The sequence below is a fragment of the Jeotgalibacillus sp. R-1-5s-1 genome (assembly GCF_004405105.1).
Lineage (GTDB): Bacteria > Bacillota > Bacilli > Bacillales > Jeotgalibacillaceae > Jeotgalibacillus.
In genome coordinates this window covers 319,343-338,416 of the sequence record NZ_SORW01000002.1, presented here as the reverse complement: position 1 = coordinate 338,416, position 19,074 = coordinate 319,343, and the positions used below count along the sequence as shown (strand labels likewise).

Below are 19,074 nucleotides of genomic sequence, written 5' to 3'. Positions count from 1 at the left end.
GATAGCGCTTACATAAAAGGAGGGGCAACGATGTTTCGTAATGTAGCAGAATTAGTTGAACTGGCTGAGAGTCAGAATAAAAAAATATCAGATATTATGATCGAACAGGAAGTAAAAGTGACAAACCGGACTAAAGAAGAAGTTCTGGCCCAGATGGAACGCAACCTGAAGGTCATGGAAGAAGCGGTGGAGAGAGGCCTGGCGGGTGTGAAATCCCACTCCGGACTGACAGGAGGAGACGCAGTGCTTCTTCAGAAATATATTGCAACTGGTAAATCATTATCAGGCGATCTATTACTTGATGCTGTCAGTAAAGCAGTGGCAACGAATGAAGTGAATGCTGCCATGGGTACAATTTGTGCGACACCAACGGCAGGATCAGCTGGGGTAGTGCCCGGAACACTGTTTGCTGTTCAGAATAAATTAAACCCTTCACGTGAGGAGAAAATCAGATTTCTGTTTACCTCCGGCGCATTCGGTTTTGTTGTAGCAAACAATGCCTCTATTTCGGGAGCAGCAGGGGGTTGTCAGGCTGAAGTAGGATCAGCATCAGGAATGGCTGCAGCAGCCATTGTGGAAATGGCTGGAGGTACGCCGTCGCAGTGTGCTGAAGCCATGGCGATCACGCTGAAAAACATGCTTGGGCTTGTATGTGACCCTGTAGCAGGTCTGGTGGAAGTTCCGTGCGTAAAAAGAAATGCAATGGGTGCAGCCAATGCAATGGTGGCAGCAGATATGGCCCTTGCGGGGATTACGAGCAGAATTCCTTGTGATGAAGTCATTGATGCGATGTATAAAATAGGACAAACAATGCCGGTAGCTTTACGTGAAACCGCAATGGGAGGACTGGCTGCAACACCAACCGGCAGAGAGCTGGAGGCGAAGATTTTTGGATTCTCTCTTGATAAAAAATCCTGATCATCCACTTCTCCAGCCGGTAACGGTGATAAAAGGGGTCGGAGAGGAAACGGCTTTACAACTTGCCGCACTTGGGATTTTCACGATTGCGGATTTAATGAACTATCTTCCTTTCCGCTATGATGATTTCCGGTTGAAGGATTTGTCAGAAGCAGCACATGAAGAAAGAGTTACGGTAGAGGGGCGGGTTCATAGTGAACCGGCTCTTCAGTTTTACGGAAGAAAAAAATCAAGGCTGACAATGAGACTTTTAACAGGTCCACACAGTGTAAAAGTGACGTTTTTTAATCAGCCATACTTAAAAAAGAAGGTCGGTTTAAATGACCAGATTACCGTAACGGGAAAGTGGGATAGGCAGCGCCAGATGATTACGGCCCAGACTTTTCAGCTTGGACCGGGGGAGCAGCGCGAGCTCTTTGCCCCTGTCTATCCGCTTAAAGGTGATATTACAAATCAGTCACTTCGTAAGTTCATAAAGGCCGCTATTTCCAAGTATGGAGATTTGATGGAGGAGACCCTTCCTTTAGCATATTTAACGAAATATAAGCTGATGGATCGTGCAGCTGCATTAAAAGCCATGCATTTCCCTGAAGACCCTGAAGAAATGAAGCAGGCAAGGCGCCGTTTTGTTTTTGAAGAATTTTTTTATTTCCAGCTGAAAATGCAGGCGCTGAGAAAATATGAGCGTGAGCATGCGGAGGGGATTTCTGTTCATTACGACACGGGTAGCATTAAAACCTTTACAGAAGAACTTCCTTTCCCGCTGACGGGTGCGCAAAAAAGGGTGCTGCGTGAAGTGTTTAATGATTTGAAGTCTCCGTACAGGATGAATCGCCTCCTGCAGGGGGACGTTGGATCAGGTAAAACGGTTGTTGCAGCTATTGCCCTCTATGCTGCCATTACAGACGGCTATCAGGGAGCGCTTATGGTTCCGACAGAGATTCTGGCAGAACAGCATGCTGAATCACTCATCAAGTTGTTTGAGAAAACAGATGTCTCCATTGCACTTTTAACGAGTTCCGTAAAGGGAAAAAAACGCAGACTGCTGCTTGAACAATTAAAAGCCGGTGAAATTGATCTGCTGATTGGCACACACGCCCTTATTCAGGATGAAGTAGACTTTCACCGCCTCGGACTGGTGATTACGGATGAACAGCATCGCTTCGGCGTTAACCAGCGCAGAGTTCTCAGAGAAAAAGGGGAGAATCCGGATGTTCTGTTCATGACGGCTACCCCGATCCCTAGGACGCTTGCGATTACGGTTTTCGGAGAAATGGACGTGTCCATTATTGATGAAATGCCGGCTGGGAGAAAGCCGATTGAAACCTACTGGGTAAAGGACAATATGCTTGGCAGGATCCTGTCTTTTATTGAAAAGGAATTGGCAGCCGGCCGCCAGGCATACGTGATTTGTCCGCTGATTGAGGAGTCAGATAAGCTGGATGTGCAAAATGCGATCGATGTTCATTCTCAGCTTGAACAGTATTTTCATGGGCGTTTTCAGGTTGGTCTTATGCACGGAAGACTGCACTCAGAGGAAAAAGAAGAGGCGATGAAAAAATTTGCCGATAATGACACTCACATCCTCGTGTCAACGACCGTTGTAGAGGTCGGAGTTAACGTACCTAACGCTTCTGTCATGGTCATTTATGATGCAGAACGTTTCGGACTGTCCCAGCTTCATCAGCTGCGAGGACGCGTAGGGCGCGGGCAGGATCAGTCCTACTGTATTCTTCTGGCTGACCCGAAAAATGAGGTCGGTAAAGAGCGGATGAAAATCATGACTGAAACAAATGACGGTTTTGTATTGAGTGAAAAGGACCTGGAACTGAGGGGACCTGGAGACTTTTTCGGAAGAAAACAAAGCGGTCTGCCGGAATTCCGCGTTGCTGACATGGTGCATGATTACCGTGCGCTCGAAACAGCACGTGCCGATGCTCATGACCTTGTGGAACGGGAAGACTTCTGGACTGCAGAAGAATATCGTTTTCTCCGTGACTACCTCGACAGTGAAGGAGTGACCAGCGGAGGTAAGCTTGATTAATCAGACACCTTGTTTGAGCCTTATAAAAGAGGCTTGGACAGGGTGTTTTTCAGTTTTAGACCCAGGGCTGTGCCGTGATTTTCTTTAAAATGACCAGGTGATCAGGTAGTGTATCCAAGTTCAGCATAAATGTGACCGAGTTTACTCTGGAAGTGTCTAAGCCCAACGCCCGTTAATCACCTTTCTTTGTCCAGTTCCGGCGGGCAGGGACTAGCAAATTTCCCGTCCTCTCGTTCGACAAGTCAACATCAGCTCACTGAGGCTCAACGTGTTTCCTTTATCTTAATCGCTTCAGTCCACCGCATACGCCGCTAAACGCGAACCTCCACCTTTCCCAGTTGCATCTATACCTCAATATTTATATACTACTATTAGTACCTAGTGTTAGTATCGGATGGTGAAGGGATGAAACGAACGAAAAGAGAGCGGCAGGCTCTGTTGAAAAATACAATTGCGGATAACCCGTTTATCACGGATGATGAATTGGCGAAGACGTTTGATGTGAGTGTTCAGACAATCCGGCTCGATCGTATGGAGCTTGCCATTCCTGAGCTCAGGGAGCGGATTAAGCATGTGGCTGAGCAGACGTTTGAAGATGAAGTGCGTTCACTTCCAATTGATGAGATTATTGGTGAGATTATCGATGTGGAGCTCGATGAAAGTGCGATTTCCATTTTCGATGTCCGGGAAGAGCATGTGTTTCAGCGTAACCGGATTGCCAGAGGGCATCATTTGTTTGCGCAGGCGAATTCACTAGCTGTTGCATTGATTAATGATGATTTAGCCCTTACCGCACATGCAAACATTCAATTTTGCAGACAGGTCAAAGAGGGTGACCGGGTCGTTGCGAAAGCAAAAGTAAAAAAGAGAGATAACAGGCGGACGTTTGTTGAAGTCAGGTCGTATGTTGAGCAGACGCTCGTGTTCGAAGGGGAATTCGAGATGTACCGCTCTTCAGAAGAAGGAGGACAAGAAGTATGATTATTGCTGTTGACGCAATGGGGGGAGACCATGCCCCAAAAGAAATTGTTCATGGTGTCATGAAAGCTGTGCAGGAGGATGTTACGCTGACGATCAAGCTCTATGGAGATGAAAAACAGATTAACGAGCATTTAACACCTTCTTCACAGATTGAAGTCATTCATACAGAAGAAAAGATTCTGAGCACCGATGAACCGGTTCGTGCGGTGAGACGTAAGAAAAATGCTTCCATGGTGCTGATGGCTCAGGCTGTGAAGGATGGAGAAGCGGACGCATGTGTGTCAGCCGGTAACACAGGTGCACTCATGGCCTCCGGATTATTCGTCGTTGGGCGGATTAAAGGTATTGACCGACCTGCGCTGTCGCCTACACTGCCAACACTTGACGGTCAGGGCTTTGTCATGCTTGACCTCGGTGCCAATGCTGATGCCAAGCCTGAACATCTGCTTCAGTACGCCGTGATGGGCAGCATTTACGCTGAGCAGGTGAGAAACATTTCCAAACCAACCGTTGGCCTGTTAAATATCGGGACTGAAGAGGGTAAAGGGAATGAACTGACTAAGCAGGCCTATGATCTGCTTCAGCAGTCCGGTCTGAACTTTATCGGCAATGTCGAATCACGTGATCTGTTAAACGGAGTGGCTGACGTTGTTGTGACAGACGGTTTCACAGGAAATATGGTGCTAAAAACCATTGAGGGAACGGCACAGGCGCTGTTTGGCATGATCAAGGACACCTTTACTTCATCAGTCAAAAATAAACTGGCTGCAGGCCTCGTGAAAAATGATATGAGACAGCTGAAAAATAAAATGGATTATACAGAATACGGTGGTGCCGGTTTGTTTGGTCTTAATGCGCCAGTTGTGAAAGCGCACGGATCGTCCAATGCCAATGCGCTTTATAACGCCATTAAGCAGGCAAATACGATGGCGAAGCATGATGTCTGCGGGAAAATTTCCGACTCCATCAGTCGTGCGGATCAGGCGAATCAGTAATGGAGCAAAATTGCCGATATTATTTTTAAAAAGGAGTTAGTGATCATGGCTAAAATAGCATTTTTATTCCCGGGACAGGGTTCCCAGACGGTAGGAATGGCAGGTGAAATTGCCGGTACATATGAATCAGCAGCCCGAATTTTCAATCAGGCTGAGTCGATTCTCGGAGAGTCTTTTACAACACTGATGAAAAATGGCCCTCAGGAAGAATTAACAAAAACGTATAATGCTCAGCCGGCTCTTTTAACAAGCAGCGTCGCTATTTTGGAGGCGTTGAAGGAAAAAGGCGTGCATATGGACTATGCAGCGGGACACAGTCTTGGGGAATATTCAGCGCTCGTTGCAGCCAATGCTTTATCTTTTGAAGATGCGCTGAAAGCCGTGCGAAAACGAGGTGAACTAATGGAAGAGGCCGTTCCTGACGGTCAGGGCAGTATGGCGGCAGTACTCGGAATGGAGCGTTCAGCATTAAAGGATGTTACAGATGAAATTACGGATCAGGGCGATGAAGTTCAGCTTGCGAATTTAAATTGCCCGGGACAAATTGTCATCTCAGGATCTGCAGCAGGTGTGGAAAAAGCCTCGTCACTTGCAAAGGAGCGGGGGGCAAAACGTGTGCTTCCGTTGAATGTAAGCGGTCCGTTTCACTCCAGCCTGATGAAGCCTGCTGCAGAAAAGTTCCAGCATGAGCTTGCCAATATCAGTATTTCCAATGCGCAGGTTCCAGTTGTGGCGAATGTCACGGCAGATGCTGTATTTGAAGCTGGAAAAATTGAAAAACTGCTCGTTGCACAGCTCTATTCTCCAGTTTTATGGGAGGATTCAATCGAACAGCTGATCAGCCTTGGGGTGGATACGTTCGTAGAAGCGGGACCGGGGAAAGTGTTATCCGGCCTGGTGAAAAAAATCAACAGAAAAGCAACAGTGTACCCGGTGTATGATCAGGAAACGCTCGAAGCTGCTGTTGCGGCATTGAAAGGGGAATAATCATGAATTTAGATGGAAAAGCAGTATTGGTAACAGGTGCTTCAAGAGGGATAGGCCGTGCCATCGCCATTCATTTGGCAAATCAGGGTGCAGACATTGCAGTTAACTTCAGTGGAAGTGAAGCAAAAGCGAATGAAGTGGCGGAAGAAATCCGTTCCCTGGGCAGAAAAGCGATCGTGATAAAAGCCAATGTATCAGATGCCGAAGAAGTGCAGGCGATGGTGAAAGAAACCGTGAATGAATTCGGGAAAATTGACGTATTAGTTAATAATGCAGGTATCACAAAAGATAATCTCCTGATGAGAATGAAGGAAGAGGAATGGGATCAGGTAATGGATGTGAACCTGAAAGGCGTTTTCTTAACAACAAAAGCGGTGACCCGTCCGATGATGAAACAGCGCGCCGGAAGAATTATTAATGTTTCCTCTATCGTTGGTGTGATGGGGAATCCGGGCCAGGCGAACTACGTTGCATCAAAAGCAGGCGTCATTGGTTTAACGAAAACGGCTGCTAAAGAGCTTGCTTCAAGAGGCATCACTGTTAACGCCATTGCACCAGGTTTTATCGAAACAGATATGACAGGCGAGCTGCCTGAGGATGTTCAGGCAGCCATGAAAAACATGATCCCGCTTGACCGTTTCGGACAGCCTGAAGATATAGCCAAAGCCGTTGCGTTTTTTGCGTCAGAAGATTCGTCTTATATTACAGGACAGACTCTGCATGTAGATGGCGGAATGGTGATGTAACGGTTCGCATTCAAAACCGTTCAATATTGAAAAAACGAAATATAAATGTAATGAGAAAATCCGTGAATCCCTTTAAATCGGGCTTCATTTACTCTATAATACTTGAAGGGAGGTGACGAACATGGCAGAAGTATTAGACCGCGTAACAAAAATCATCGTTGACCGACTAGGAGTCGATGAATCTGAAGTTAAGCTTGAAGCTTCTTTCAAGGAAGATCTTGGTGCTGATTCACTTGATGTAGTAGAATTAGTTATGGAGCTTGAAGATGAATTTGATATGGAAATTTCTGATGAAGATGCAGAAAAGATTGGTACCGTTGGAGATGCAGTTAGTTACATAGAAAGCAAAATGTAATGCAGTCGGCCGAGACGAACCTTTCTATCCGCTTGGCATGAACCTTCATGCCAAGCTTTTATTTTAATTGGCGTTACAGACTGGAGCGCAGTCTCCGGAGCGGTGTCAACAGGTAAGAAATAGATTAATGAATGGCAAGGTGAAGTCCCAGTGGGTAAATATAAAAATGATCAGTTTTCTGCTAAAAGCATGGAACAGAAATTTAAGGAATTCCAGGAAAAGCATGAAATCCAGTTTAATAATAAAAAGCTTTTGATTAAAGCATTTACACATTCATCTTATGTGAATGAGCATCGGAGAAAGCCTTACGAGGATAATGAACGCCTTGAATTTTTAGGTGACGCTGTTCTTGAACTGTCTGTCTCACATTATTTATTCGGGACATATCCTCAAATGAGTGAAGGAGAGATGACAAAACTCAGAGCAGCCATTGTTTGTGAGCCTTCTCTCGTTGTTTTCGCGAATGAAATGAATTTCGGTGACATGATCCTGCTTGGTAAGGGTGAGGAACAGACAGGTGGAAGGATGCGTCCGGCACTTCTTGCGGATGTGTTTGAAGCGTTTGTCGGCGCACTGTATCTCGATCAGGGAATGGATTCTGTAAAGAAAATCCTTGAAAAAGTCGTCTTCCCGAAAATTGAAACCGGTGCTTTTTCGCATGTGATGGATTACAAGAGTCAGCTGCAGGAGTTTATTCAGCGGAACCACTCCGGTACGCTTCAGTATGAAATTTTAAAAGAGAAGGGCCCGGCGCATAATCGTGAATTTATCTCAAGAGTGCTGCTTGGTGAAGAGGAGCTTGGTACAGGAACCGGGCGTTCGAAAAAGGAAGCAGAACAGCATGCAGCGGAAAAGGCACTCATTTATTTAAAGAAAAAGCCTGAACAGCAGGAGAAGGAATAATGTATTTAAAACAACTTGAAGTCGCGGGCTTTAAATCATTTGCAGAAAGAATTCATGTGGATTTTGTGCCCGGTGTGACAGCTGTAGTCGGACCGAACGGCAGCGGAAAAAGTAATATTACAGAAGCCATCCGGTGGGTGCTTGGAGAGCAGTCTGCCAAGTCACTGCGCGGTGGGAAAATGGAGGACGTCATTTTCTCCGGAAGTGACTCAAGGAAACCGCTTAATTTTGCAGAGGTGACGCTTATTCTCGATAACGGGGATGGAGCGTTGCCTCTTGACTATGCAGAAGTAAGTGTGACAAGAAGGGTGTACCGGACAGGTGACAGTGAGTATCTGCTGAATGGCCAGAGCTGCCGTCTGAAGGATATCGTAGAACTATTTATTGATACAGGGTTGGGCAAAGAGGCCTTCTCCATCATCGGGCAGGGACGAGTAGATCAGATTTTAAACAGTAAACCCGAAGACAGAAGAGTAATTCTCGAGGAAGCGGCGGGTGTACTGAAATATAAAAACCGCCGTAAAAAAGCGGATCAGAAATTAACTGAAACACAGGAAAATCTTTATCGGGTACAGGATATTCTGCATGAGCTTGAGGGCCAGGTTGAGCCTTTGAAAATTCAGGCTTCTTTAGCAAGAGAGTATTTAGCCTATAAAGAAGATCTGAAGCATACAGAAGCAGCCCTTTTAGGTTATGAGATCGGATCCATGACGGCTGATTGGGAAAATAAAAAACAGCAGCTGGCTGATATGTCCACGAAAGAAAAGGAAATGAAGCTGGAGCTTGACCGGACAGACAGTATTCTCAATGAAAAGCAGACGATGCGTATCCAATGTGAAAAACAAATTGAAACATCCCAGGCGATTTTACTTAAGCTGACAGAAGAAACGGAGCAGCTTGAAGGCCGCCGTCAGGTACTCGTTGAGCGCAGAAAAAATGCCGATCAAAATGAAGATCAGCTGAATCAAAAGTTGAAGGAAATTGATCAGCAGCTTGTCCGTGTTAACCATAAGATCAAAGAAAACAAAGAAAAAGCAGCTGATTATAAATCAGATACTGCCTTTCTGAAGAAACAGCTTGCAGAGCTGGACCAATTTCTGAATACATCTGTTAATCAGATTGAGGAACAGCTCGAACAGGCAAAAAATGATTATTTTGAATGCTTAAACGACCAGACAGCATTGAAAAATGAGTTGACCTATCTTGAACAGCAGCAAAAGCAGGATTCCGTACGCGCTGATAAACTCACCGGTCAAAACGTGACGTTTATTCAGGAACGTGAGAAGCATCAGCAAAGATATACGGAATTGCAGGGCGTCATACAGAAAAAAACGGAAGAACTTGAAAGGATGTCCGCTGAGTATCGTGAGCTCCAGGAAAGAAGAAGCCAACTCCTCCAGGAGGCAGAGCAGTTTGAAGCAAAACTCTACAAGGCTTATCAGTACGTGAGTGAAGCCAAGTCGAGAAAATCAATGCTCGAATCCATGGAAGAGGAGTTTTCAGGATTTTATCAGGGCGTAAAGGAAATACTGAAAGCCCGGGGTAATGCTCTTTCAGGAATTGAAGGAGCGGTTGCGGAGCTGATTGATGTTGAAAAGGAAACGGAAACAGCGATTGAAACAGCGCTCGGCGGATCGATGCAGAGCATTGTAACCGTTTCGGAAAAAGAAGCGAGAGATGCCATTCAGTTTTTAAAGAAAAACCGGATGGGTCGAGCTACTTTCCTGCCAATGACCGTAATCAAGTCAAGGCTTGTTCCATCATCCGTTCTTCATCAGATCAATGGACACCAGGCATTTATCAATACGGCCTCAGCGCTTGTTTCTTTTGATGAAAAATATCGAAATGTGATTGAAAACCTCCTCGGTAACGTCATTGTTGCGCGGGATTTGAAAGGCGCCAACGAACTGGCAAAACAGCTCGGATACAGATACCGGATTGTGACGCTTGACGGGGACCTGGTGAATCCGGGAGGTTCTATGACGGGAGGAGCTCAGGCGAAAAAAAGCAGCTCGATCTTTTCCCGTAAAAACGAGCTTGATCAGCTGACCGCACAAATACCTGACTTTGAACAGACTGCAGTTAAACTTGAAAAGAAAGTGCAGGAACTTAAAAAACAGGCTGCCGCTGCAGATCATGAGATGGAAACACTCAGAACTGCCGGCGAGCAGATGCGTATCCAGGAGTCTGAAATGAAGGCAGAACTCCGCGAAGCAGAAGCTGCATTAAAGAAAACGGATGAACAGCTTGCCTTGTATGACCTCGAAATTGCTGAATATCAGGATGCAAGTAAATCTGTGACAGCGAGGACTGCTGACATTAAGCAAAAACTTGAAAAGTCCGGTGTTGAGCTTGAACAGCTTGATCTCGCCATTAAAGAGCTGACGAAGCAGAAAAACGTTCAAAGCTCATCAAGAGATGAGAAAATTCAGGTGAAATCTGAGCTTCAATCGAAGCTTGCCGTTTCAGAAGAAAAGCTTTCGCAAAGTAAAAGAGAGGAACGGGAGCTGCAGGAAACCTTATTGGAGCTTGAACAAAACAAAAAAAACACAGCAGAAGATCTCACCTGGCTGTCAAAAGAAATGACATCAGGAGAAGATCAGACAGTGGTTCTTCAAAGACAAATTGCTGATAAACAGGCTGAACGCCAATCATTGATGAACGGGCTCGGTGCGAAAAAAGAAGAGCGTGAAGAGCTTGAGGAAACAATTCAAAAGCTGACTGCCTCCTATAAAGAACTCAGCAGGCTGCATCAGGGTCTGTCTGAAGGTATTAACGACCTCAGAGTGAAAAACGGACGTTTAGAGTCAGATATTGATTACAGACTGAATAAACTGCAGGAAGAGTACGAGCTATCCTACGAGGCTGCCATTGAAGAGTTTCCGCTTGTGGTGGATCCTGAAGAAGCGAAAGTAAAGGTTAAGCTGATCAAGCTTTCCATTTCAGAGCTTGGTTCAGTCAATCTCGGAGCCATTGAGGAATACGACAGAGTATCGGAACGTTATGAGTTTCTCATTGAACAGCAGACTGATCTCAACGAAGCCAAAAGCAATCTGATGCAGGTCATCAGTGAAATGGATGATGAAATGTCGAGACGCTTTAAAGAGACATTCGACCAGGTAAAGGTTCATTTTGCATCTGTATTTGTGGAGCTTTTTGGTGGCGGGCGCGCAGAGCTTAAGCTGACTGATCCTCAGGATATGCTTCATACGGGCATAGATATCGTGGCACAGCCACCAGGTAAAAAGCTTCAAAATCTGAGTCTTCTTTCGGGAGGAGAACGTGCACTGACTGCGATTGCGCTATTGTTTGCCATTTTGCATGTCAGACCGGTTCCTTTCTGCATTCTCGATGAGGTGGAAGCAGCGCTTGATGAAGCGAATGTACAGCGCTTCAGTCAGTACCTGAACCGATTCAGTGAGCAATCACAGTTTATTGTGATTACCCACCGCAAAGGAACGATGGAGGGTGCTGATGTCCTTTACGGTGTAACGATGCAGGAGTCAGGTGTTTCGAAGCTTGTCTCGGTAAAATTTGAAGAAGAACAAAATATGCTGACCTAAAACAGGGGGATACTGATGAGTTTCTTTAAAAAGTTAAAAGAAAAATTCACACAAACTGAAGAGCCGTCAACGGATAAATACCGTGAAGGCCTGACGAAGACAAGAAACAGCTTTACTTCAAGAATGAATGATCTTGTAGCCCGCTACCGGACCGTAGATGAGGATTTCTTTGAAGAACTTGAAGAGGTGCTGATTCAGGCCGATGTCGGCTTTGATACGGTCATGGAGCTCGTGGAAGAACTGAAGATGGAAGTTAAGCGCCAGAATATTAAAGACACGGAAGAGATCCGCAGTGTCATTTCCCAGAAGCTTGTAGACATCTACTATGATGGAGAAGAGCCTGATGAAGCGTTAAACATTCAGGAAAACGAACTGACGGTGATTTTATTTGTCGGTGTAAACGGTGTAGGAAAAACGACGACAATCGGAAAACTCGCACATCAGTTTAAGCAGGAAGGAAAATCCGTACTGCTGGCAGCTGGTGATACGTTCCGTGCAGGTGCCATCGAACAGCTTGAGGTATGGGGTGAGAGAGTCGGTGTTGACGTGATTAAACAGAGCGAAGGGTCTGATCCTGCCGCTGTAATGTATGATGCAGTGCAATCTGCCAAAGCCAGAAAAGCCGATATTCTGATTTGTGATACCGCAGGGCGTCTGCAAAATAAAGTGAACCTCATGAAGGAGCTGGAAAAAGTTAAGCGCGTCATTGAGCGAGAAGTACCGGGTGCTCCTCATGAAGTTCTGATGGCACTCGATGCGACAACGGGTCAGAATGCCATGACCCAGGCCAAAATTTTCAAAGAAGCAACAGACGTCTCCGGGATTGTGCTAACGAAACTTGATGGAACGGCCAAGGGAGGAATCGTCATTGCGATTAAAAAAGAACTCGGTATTCCTGTTAAATTTGTAGGTCTCGGGGAGAAGATGGACGATCTTCAGCCGTTTGATGCGGAACGGTATGTGTATGGTCTGTTTGCAGATCTGGTTGATAAAGAAGAGATCATTGCTGAAGAAGAATAAACCACTTCACACATGCCTAGCCTTTTGAATTGAGGAGATATCTGAATTGAGCCTTTATATTGACATCATACCGGGATCAAGGTATGATTTCACTGTAAAGGCTTTTCACTTAACAAAGGGGGGCGTGTCATGCTCGAGAAAACGACCAGAGTGAATTTTCTCTATGATTTTTATCAGATGCTGTTAACACCAAAACAGCGGAGCTACATGTCTCTATATTATCTGGATGATTATTCTTTAGGGGAAATTGCAGAAGAGTATGATGTCAGCCGTCAGGCAGTGTATGACAATATTAAGAGAACAGAAGCAATGCTTGAGGAATATGAATCAAAATTATTGTTATTTCAAAAATTCCAGGAGCGTGCTGGTATGATTGGCAGACTGAGAGAGGCTGCAGCTGCAGAACCTCCTTCGAAAGAAGTGCTGCTGCCGATTATTGATGCGCTTGAGGAATTAGAGTAGGAGGCTTCACGATATGGCATTTGAAGGATTAGCCGACCGTCTGCAGGGATCCATTCAGAAGATCCGCGGAAAAGGAAAGGTTAGCGAAGCTGACGTAAAAGAAATGATGAGGGAAGTCCGCCTCGCTTTACTGGAAGCGGATGTTAACTTCAAGGTTGTCAAAAGCTTTGTCAAACGCGTAAGTGAAAGAGCTGTCGGACAGGAAGTCATGAAATCCCTGACACCCGGCCAGCAGGTCATTAAGGTTGTAAAGGAAGAACTCACCGAATTAATGGGTGGGGAACAGAGTCAGATCGCAGTGGCGAAGAAAGCACCTACTGTCATTATGATGGTAGGACTTCAGGGTGCCGGTAAAACAACTACAGCAGGTAAACTTGCCGGTCTGCTGCGTAAAAAGCATAACCGCAAGCCGCTTCTTGTTGCTGCTGATATTTACCGTCCTGCTGCGATCAAGCAGCTAGAAACACTCGGTAAACAGCTCAGTCTGCCTGTTTTTTCAATGGGAGATCAGGTAAGCCCTGTTGAAATCGCAAAAGCGGGGATTGAAAAAGCGAAGGAAGAACATCATGATTATGTGCTGATCGATACAGCCGGCCGTCTACACGTTGATGAAGAGCTGATGGATGAGCTTAAGCAAATTAAAGAGCTTACTTCTCCTGATGAAATCTTCCTTGTTGTGGACTCTATGACTGGTCAGGATGCAGTGAATGTGGCACAAAACTTTGACGACGCACTTGGCGTCTCAGGTGTCATTCTGACAAAGCTTGACGGGGACACGCGTGGTGGTGCCGCACTCTCGATCCGTTCTGTAACCGGAAAGCCGGTGAAATTTGTCGGGATGGGTGAAAAAATGGATGCGCTTGAACCGTTTCACCCTGAACGAATGGCTTCCCGCATTCTCGGAATGGGTGATATGCTCTCGCTTATCGAGAAGGCTCAGACGAATGTCGACGAAGCGAAAGCAAAGGAAATGGAACAAAAGCTTCGTACGGCTTCATTTACACTTGACGATTTCCTTGATCAGCTTGGTCAGGTGAAGCAGATGGGGCCACTGGATGAATTGTTAAAAATGATTCCCGGTGCAAACAAAATGAAGGGCCTTGATAATATCGAGGTTGACGGTAAGCAGCTTGGACATGTTGAAGCGATCATCCAGTCGATGACGCCTCAGGAGAAGGAGCAGCCGGAAATTATTAATGCAAGCCGCAGAAAAAGAATTTCCCGCGGAAGCGGTCGTCCAATTCAGGAAATCAACCGTCTGTTAAAGCAGTTTGATGAAATGAAAAAGATGATGAAGCAAATGACAAATGCCCAGGCCAAAGGAAAAAAACGCGGAGGATTTAACTTCCCGTTCATGCAGTAAAACGGCATTTTTATAAAAAAATCAGTGTGTTAAGAAAAAAGACTTTACAAAGGGTCAAACCCTTGCTATTATACTATCTTGTGTGAAACTATTCGGAGGTGCAATAAAAATGGCAGTAAAAATTCGTTTAAAGCGTATGGGAGCTAAAAAATCCCCATTCTATCGTATTGTAGTAGCAGATTCTCGTTCACCACGTGATGGACGTTTCATCGAAACAGTTGGAACTTACAACCCGGTTGCAAACCCAGCTGTAGTAGATATCAACGAAGAAGCGGTTCTTAAGTGGATGAGCAATGGCGCGAAGCCTTCTGACACTGTACGTAACCTTCTTTCTAACGAAGGCATTATGGAGAAATTCCATAACGCAAAGCACGGTAAATAAGAGACGTATATGAGAGAGCTTATCGAAACGATTGTCAAGCCTCTTGTAGATCACCCGGATGCAGTGAGCGTCAACGTTCATGAAGATGAACAGACGATCGCTTACCGCCTCTCAGTCCACCCGGACGATATGGGTAAAGTCATTGGCAAACAAGGCAGAGTTGCGAAAGCTATACGTACTGTAACTTTTGCTGCTGAAAGCAGTCAGAAGAAAAAAACCGTACTTGAAATAATTGATCAGTAAAAGGGAGGCAGATGTCCTCCCTTTTGCTGTATAATAAAGTGGATTTCAAAAAAGGAGTTGCTCAACATGCAGGTTACTCAAAAGGTCGTCATTAAAGAAATAATGACAAACTCTTCGAAGAAACGTCTGAAGGATTCCCTTGCCCAGAAAAACGATCGGGCACAAAAGGAAATCGAACAGCTGATCTTTCAGCAGAAAAAGCTTGAAAAGCAATTCGAACAGTCAAATGACGCGGTGAAAAACCGTATAAATCAGGAAATTAATAAAAGACGTCAGCTGATCGCGCAGGTGAATGCACAGGAAAAGACGATTGAAGATATGCCGATGGGAACGGAGTACACGCTTCGTGAAACAGATATGCTTGTTGATCTTTCAGAAGGCAGCATCTGGCATCCGGATCAGAAGCCGGTCATCGTTCTTGAAGATGGCATGGTGAAGGAAATCCGTCAGGGGTGGTAATGATGGAATGGTTCGATGTAGGTAAGATTGTTAATACACATGGCATCAAAGGGGAAGTCCGTGTCATCTCAAGTACGGATTTTCCTGAGGAACGCTATGCAAAAGGCAGTACACTCTTTCTTTTTACGAAACAGAACAGTGACCCGCGTGAACTGACTGTCAAGCATCACCGCAAGCATAAAAACTTTGACCTTCTTACATTTGAAGGCTTAGATAATGTAAATGAAGTAGAGCCTTTTAAAGAAGGTGTTCTGCGGATTACAGATGAACAGCTGACGGACCTTGATGATCACGAATACTATTATCATGAAATCATTGGCTGTGAGGTTGTAACAGATGCAGGTGAATCAATCGGCACCATTAAAGAAATTCTTTCACCGGGCGCCAATGATGTATGGGTCGTGCAGACCGCTGTGAAAAAAGAAGTCATGATTCCGTTTATTGCGGATGTTGTTCTAAGTGTTGATCCTGAAAACAAAAAAGTTGTGATCCACCCGATGGAGGGTCTGCTGGAATGAAAATTGACGTTCTCTCTCTCTTTCCATCCATGTTTGATGGCGTCTTCGGAGAATCCATTTTAAAGAAGGCGAAAGAAAAAGGAGCAGTTGACTACAAAGTAACCGACTTCCGTCAGTTCTCAGGCAACAAGCACAACTCTGTTGACGATTACCCATACGGAGGCGGAGCGGGAATGGTGTTAAAACCTGAACCGATTTTCGAAGCCGTTAACCAGCTGACTGAAGGAACCGAAAAAGCGCCAAGGATTATCCTCATGTGTCCTCAGGGTGAACGGTACACGCAAAAAAAAGCAGAAGAGCTGTCTAAAGAAGATCATCTAGTCTTTATTTGCGGACATTATGAAGGATACGATGAGAGAATCCGTGAGCATCTTGTGACAGATGAAATCTCCATTGGTGATTTCGTTCTGACAGGCGGTGAACTCGGAGCGATGACGGTCATCGACAGTGTGGTAAGGCTCCTGCCTGGTGTGCTTGGAAACGATGAATCTGCCGTTAAGGATTCGCATTCGAGCGGGCTTCTGGAGCACCCTCACTATACGCGTCCTGCAGAATTCAGAGGTCATAAAGTTCCTGACGTCCTTATGTCCGGAAATCACAGTAAAATTGATGAGTGGAGAATGAAGGAGTCATTAAGAAGAACGTGGACGAGGCGCCCGGATCTTCTCGATGTTTTTCCACTTACGGACCAGCAGAAAAAATGGATTGAAGAATTCAAAAAAGAACATTGAAACAGATCGGCAGCTGTGGTATTATGAATCTTGTGCTTAGTTCACATCAGTGAATAAGCCTTGAAAACGGTGTTCCGCTGCATAAATGGTCACAGAACCGCAAGAACATCTGTTGGAAGGAGTTGAAATCGATGCATAATTTAATTCAAGAAATTACAAAAGAACAGCTTCGTTCTGATCTTCCTGTATTCAAGCCGGGTGATACTGTAAAGGTTCACGTTAAGGTTGTTGAGGGAACTCGTGAGCGTATCCAGGTGTTCGAAGGTGTTGTTATTAAACGCCGTGGCGGTGGAGTAAGTGAAACATTTACTGTACGTAAGATCTCTTACGGAGTAGGTGTTGAGCGTACATTCCCTGTACACACACCAAAAATTGCGAAGCTTGAAGTTGTGCGTCGCGGTAAAGTTCGTCGTGCGAAACTTTACTACCTGCGTAACCTGCGCGGTAAAGCGGCCCGTATTAAAGAAATTCGCTAATAACGAAAAAAGAGCTTGCTTGCAAGCTCTTTTTTTAATGTGAAAATACATGTAACCTATAAAATTTAAATTCAGTTCCTGCATTGTTCTCTTTCGTTCAAATACGCGTTATTGTATCACCTGCTATGCTAAAATAGAGAAAGCAGATTACATGGGGGCGTTTAAATGAGAACGGCTAAAAATGAATGGTGGGAATGGTCCAAAATCCTGTTGATTGCCATTGTTTGTGCCGCGGGTATCCGCTACTTTATATTTTCTCCAGTCGTTGTAGATGGAAGTTCCATGGATCCGGCGCTTAAAGACGGTGACAGATTAATTGTGAATAAGCTGAATTATCTTCTTGAAGAGCCTGAACGGTTTGATATGGTGGTTTTTCATGCGTCAGAAAGTGATGATTATATTAAACGGGTAATCGGTCTTCCCGGTGAAACTGTTGCATTTAAAGAGGGTAAGCTATACATAAATGATCAGTTGACGGAAGAACAGTTTTTAGATGAAGAAGCGGTAACCGCTGATTTTACACTGGAGGAATTAACAGGTGAAGAAACGGTTCCTGAGGGTCATTTGTTTGTCATGGGTGACAATCGGTCTAAAAGCCGTGACAGCCGACATATCGGTCCTGTATCGGTGGAATCAGTCGTCGGTGTTATGTCGATTGTGTTCTGGCCACCTGAAGACTTTAAAGTTGTAAGTAAGGAGTGAACGATAGATGAGTATTCAATGGTTTCCTGGACATATGGCGAAAGCCAGAAGACAGGTCACAGAAAAACTTAAATTAGTGGATATCGTATTTGAGCTTGTAGACGCACGTATTCCTGTATCCTCAAGAAATCCAATGATCGAAGAAATCATTGGTCAAAAACCAAGGCTGATTCTGATCAATAAAGCAGATATGGCAGATCCGGTAAAAACAAAAGAATGGATTCAATATTTTGCTGATCAGGGACTGCCTGCCGTAGCCATAAATTCCGATAAAGGGACAGGTCTCCAGCAAATCCAAAAGGAATCAATGAAGATCTTAAAGGATAAATGGGACAGAATGAAATCAAGAGGAATCCGGCCGCGTGCCATGCGTGCCATGATCGTCGGCATTCCAAACGTCGGGAAATCAACACTCATTAACCGCCTGGCTAAAAAAAATATTGCCCAGACAGGAAACCGTCCGGGTGTAACAAAAGCCCAGCAGTGGATTAAAGCCGGTAAGGAAATGGAGCTTCTCGATACGCCGGGTATTTTATGGCCGAAATTCGAAGACCAGCAGGTAGGTTACAAGCTTGCGCTTACAGGTGCCATCAAAGATACTATCCTGAATCTTCAGGATATCGCCCTATACGCGCTTAGATTCCTTGAAACCTACTATCCGGAAAGACTGAAAGAACGCTACCAGATGGACGTCATCCACGAGGATGCAGCAGAGCTGTTTAACCATATCGGAAAAAAACGCGGCTGTCTGATGGCCGGTGGTGAAGTCGACTATGACAAAACAGCCGACCTCATCGTCCGAGATATCAGAAATACCCAATTCGGCCCCATCACATTCGACCTTGAAGCACTGGATGAAGTAGAAGAAGATTAATCGTTAAAACCGTGCTGAATAATTCCTGGCATAGTTGTTAAAAAATGATTTTTTAATTAGTCGTAAATCAGTTGGAAATATTTATTTGAGAATATTTAAGATAGACTTTACTCTTTTTTAGTAAAAAATACGATTCTCGACTATCGGTTAAATTCCTTATTTTAAGTACTCAACAGATAATGCACATTATAAGTGCCGGGTCATTCCTTAGACTCCTGCGGCAGAGAAGCGACAGGTGAGACAGCGTAGTGCGGAGCACTAGCTGGCTCACCGCGCGGCCTTGGAAAAGCGGAGACGGGTGTTTAGGGACGTACAAACTGGACTGGCCCCAACGGAGATAAAGGAAACACAG

At 45.1% G+C, this 19,074-nt stretch carries 20 protein-coding genes; all 20 read left to right on the top strand.

The window, feature by feature from the left end; all coding sequences use genetic code 11:
* Nucleotides 1-30: 30 nt before the first annotated feature.
* Nucleotides 31-918: an L-serine ammonia-lyase, iron-sulfur-dependent, subunit alpha gene (sdaAA, locus tag E2491_RS01715; protein WP_134371903.1), complete on the top strand. Its 888-nt coding sequence runs from the start codon at nt 31-33 to the stop codon at nt 916-918.
* Nucleotides 890-2,962, top strand: a complete 2,073-nt coding sequence (gene recG / locus E2491_RS01710) for an ATP-dependent DNA helicase RecG (protein ID WP_244093840.1) — start codon at nt 890-892, stop codon at nt 2,960-2,962. Before sdaAA ends, recG begins: the two co-directional genes overlap by 29 nt.
* A gap of 405 nt (nt 2,963-3,367) precedes the next feature.
* Nucleotides 3,368-3,943 (top strand): transcription factor FapR, encoded by a 576-nt coding sequence (gene fapR, locus E2491_RS01705; protein ID WP_134371901.1) that lies wholly within the window; start codon nt 3,368-3,370, stop codon nt 3,941-3,943.
* A complete protein-coding gene (gene plsX / locus E2491_RS01700; RefSeq protein WP_134371899.1) occupies nt 3,940-4,938 on the top strand; it encodes a phosphate acyltransferase PlsX in 999 nt (332 codons plus the stop codon). Before fapR ends, plsX begins: the two co-directional genes overlap by 4 nt.
* Nucleotides 4,939-4,983: 45 nt before the next feature.
* Nucleotides 4,984-5,925: an ACP S-malonyltransferase gene (gene fabD / locus E2491_RS01695; RefSeq protein ID WP_134371897.1), complete on the top strand. Its 942-nt coding sequence runs from the start codon at nt 4,984-4,986 to the stop codon at nt 5,923-5,925.
* Between the two features lie 2 nt (nt 5,926-5,927).
* Nucleotides 5,928-6,671 (top strand): 3-oxoacyl-[acyl-carrier-protein] reductase, encoded by a 744-nt coding sequence (gene fabG / locus E2491_RS01690; protein ID WP_134371895.1) that lies wholly within the window; start codon nt 5,928-5,930, stop codon nt 6,669-6,671.
* A gap of 121 nt (nt 6,672-6,792) precedes the next feature.
* The gene (gene acpP, locus E2491_RS01685; RefSeq protein ID WP_039808828.1) at nt 6,793-7,026 is read left to right on the top strand and encodes an acyl carrier protein; all 234 of its coding nucleotides are present in this window, start codon (nt 6,793-6,795) and stop codon (nt 7,024-7,026) included.
* A 189-nt stretch (nt 7,027-7,215) separates the two neighbouring features.
* The gene (gene rnc, locus E2491_RS01680; RefSeq protein WP_134372262.1) at nt 7,216-7,929 is read left to right on the top strand and encodes a ribonuclease III; all 714 of its coding nucleotides are present in this window, start codon (nt 7,216-7,218) and stop codon (nt 7,927-7,929) included.
* The gene (gene smc, locus E2491_RS01675; RefSeq protein ID WP_134371893.1) at nt 7,929-11,492 is read left to right on the top strand and encodes a chromosome segregation protein SMC; all 3,564 of its coding nucleotides are present in this window, start codon (nt 7,929-7,931) and stop codon (nt 11,490-11,492) included. The genes rnc and smc overlap by 1 nt, the downstream gene beginning before the upstream one ends.
* A gap of 15 nt (nt 11,493-11,507) precedes the next feature.
* The gene (ftsY, locus tag E2491_RS01670; RefSeq protein WP_134371891.1) at nt 11,508-12,512 is read left to right on the top strand and encodes a signal recognition particle-docking protein FtsY; all 1,005 of its coding nucleotides are present in this window, start codon (nt 11,508-11,510) and stop codon (nt 12,510-12,512) included.
* Between the two features lie 129 nt (nt 12,513-12,641).
* Nucleotides 12,642-12,974 carry a putative DNA-binding protein gene (locus E2491_RS01665; protein ID WP_134371889.1) on the top strand — a complete coding sequence of 111 codons (333 nt, stop codon included), beginning with the start codon at nt 12,642-12,644 and terminating at the stop codon, nt 12,972-12,974.
* Nucleotides 12,975-12,987: 13 nt separating this feature from the next.
* Complete coding sequence (gene ffh, locus E2491_RS01660; protein WP_134371887.1) at nt 12,988-14,337, top strand: signal recognition particle protein; 1,350 nt, start codon at nt 12,988-12,990, stop codon at nt 14,335-14,337.
* Between the two features lie 109 nt (nt 14,338-14,446).
* The gene (rpsP, locus tag E2491_RS01655; RefSeq protein WP_134371885.1) at nt 14,447-14,719 is read left to right on the top strand and encodes a 30S ribosomal protein S16; all 273 of its coding nucleotides are present in this window, start codon (nt 14,447-14,449) and stop codon (nt 14,717-14,719) included.
* Nucleotides 14,720-14,728: 9 nt separating this feature from the next.
* Nucleotides 14,729-14,962, top strand: a complete 234-nt coding sequence (locus E2491_RS01650) for a KH domain-containing protein (RefSeq protein WP_134371883.1) — start codon at nt 14,729-14,731, stop codon at nt 14,960-14,962.
* A 66-nt stretch (nt 14,963-15,028) separates the two neighbouring features.
* Complete coding sequence (locus tag E2491_RS01645) at nt 15,029-15,421, top strand: YlqD family protein (RefSeq protein WP_134371881.1); 393 nt, start codon at nt 15,029-15,031, stop codon at nt 15,419-15,421.
* Nucleotides 15,421-15,939 carry a ribosome maturation factor RimM gene (rimM, locus tag E2491_RS01640; protein WP_134371879.1) on the top strand — a complete coding sequence of 173 codons (519 nt, stop codon included), beginning with the start codon at nt 15,421-15,423 and terminating at the stop codon, nt 15,937-15,939. Before E2491_RS01645 ends, rimM begins: the two co-directional genes overlap by 1 nt.
* Nucleotides 15,936-16,670 carry a tRNA (guanosine(37)-N1)-methyltransferase TrmD gene (trmD, locus tag E2491_RS01635; protein ID WP_134371877.1) on the top strand — a complete coding sequence of 245 codons (735 nt, stop codon included), beginning with the start codon at nt 15,936-15,938 and terminating at the stop codon, nt 16,668-16,670. The genes rimM and trmD overlap by 4 nt, the downstream gene beginning before the upstream one ends.
* 131 nt (nt 16,671-16,801) lie before the next feature.
* Nucleotides 16,802-17,146 carry a 50S ribosomal protein L19 gene (rplS, locus tag E2491_RS01630; protein WP_134371875.1) on the top strand — a complete coding sequence of 115 codons (345 nt, stop codon included), beginning with the start codon at nt 16,802-16,804 and terminating at the stop codon, nt 17,144-17,146.
* Nucleotides 17,147-17,311: 165 nt separating this feature from the next.
* Nucleotides 17,312-17,848, top strand: coding sequence for a signal peptidase I (lepB, locus tag E2491_RS01625; protein WP_134371873.1), 537 nt, complete (start codon nt 17,312-17,314; stop codon nt 17,846-17,848).
* A gap of 7 nt (nt 17,849-17,855) precedes the next feature.
* On the top strand, nt 17,856-18,722 hold the full coding sequence (ylqF, locus tag E2491_RS01620; RefSeq protein ID WP_134371871.1) for a ribosome biogenesis GTPase YlqF: 867 nt from the start codon (nt 17,856-17,858) through the stop codon (nt 18,720-18,722).
* Nucleotides 18,723-19,074 lie beyond the last annotated feature (352 nt).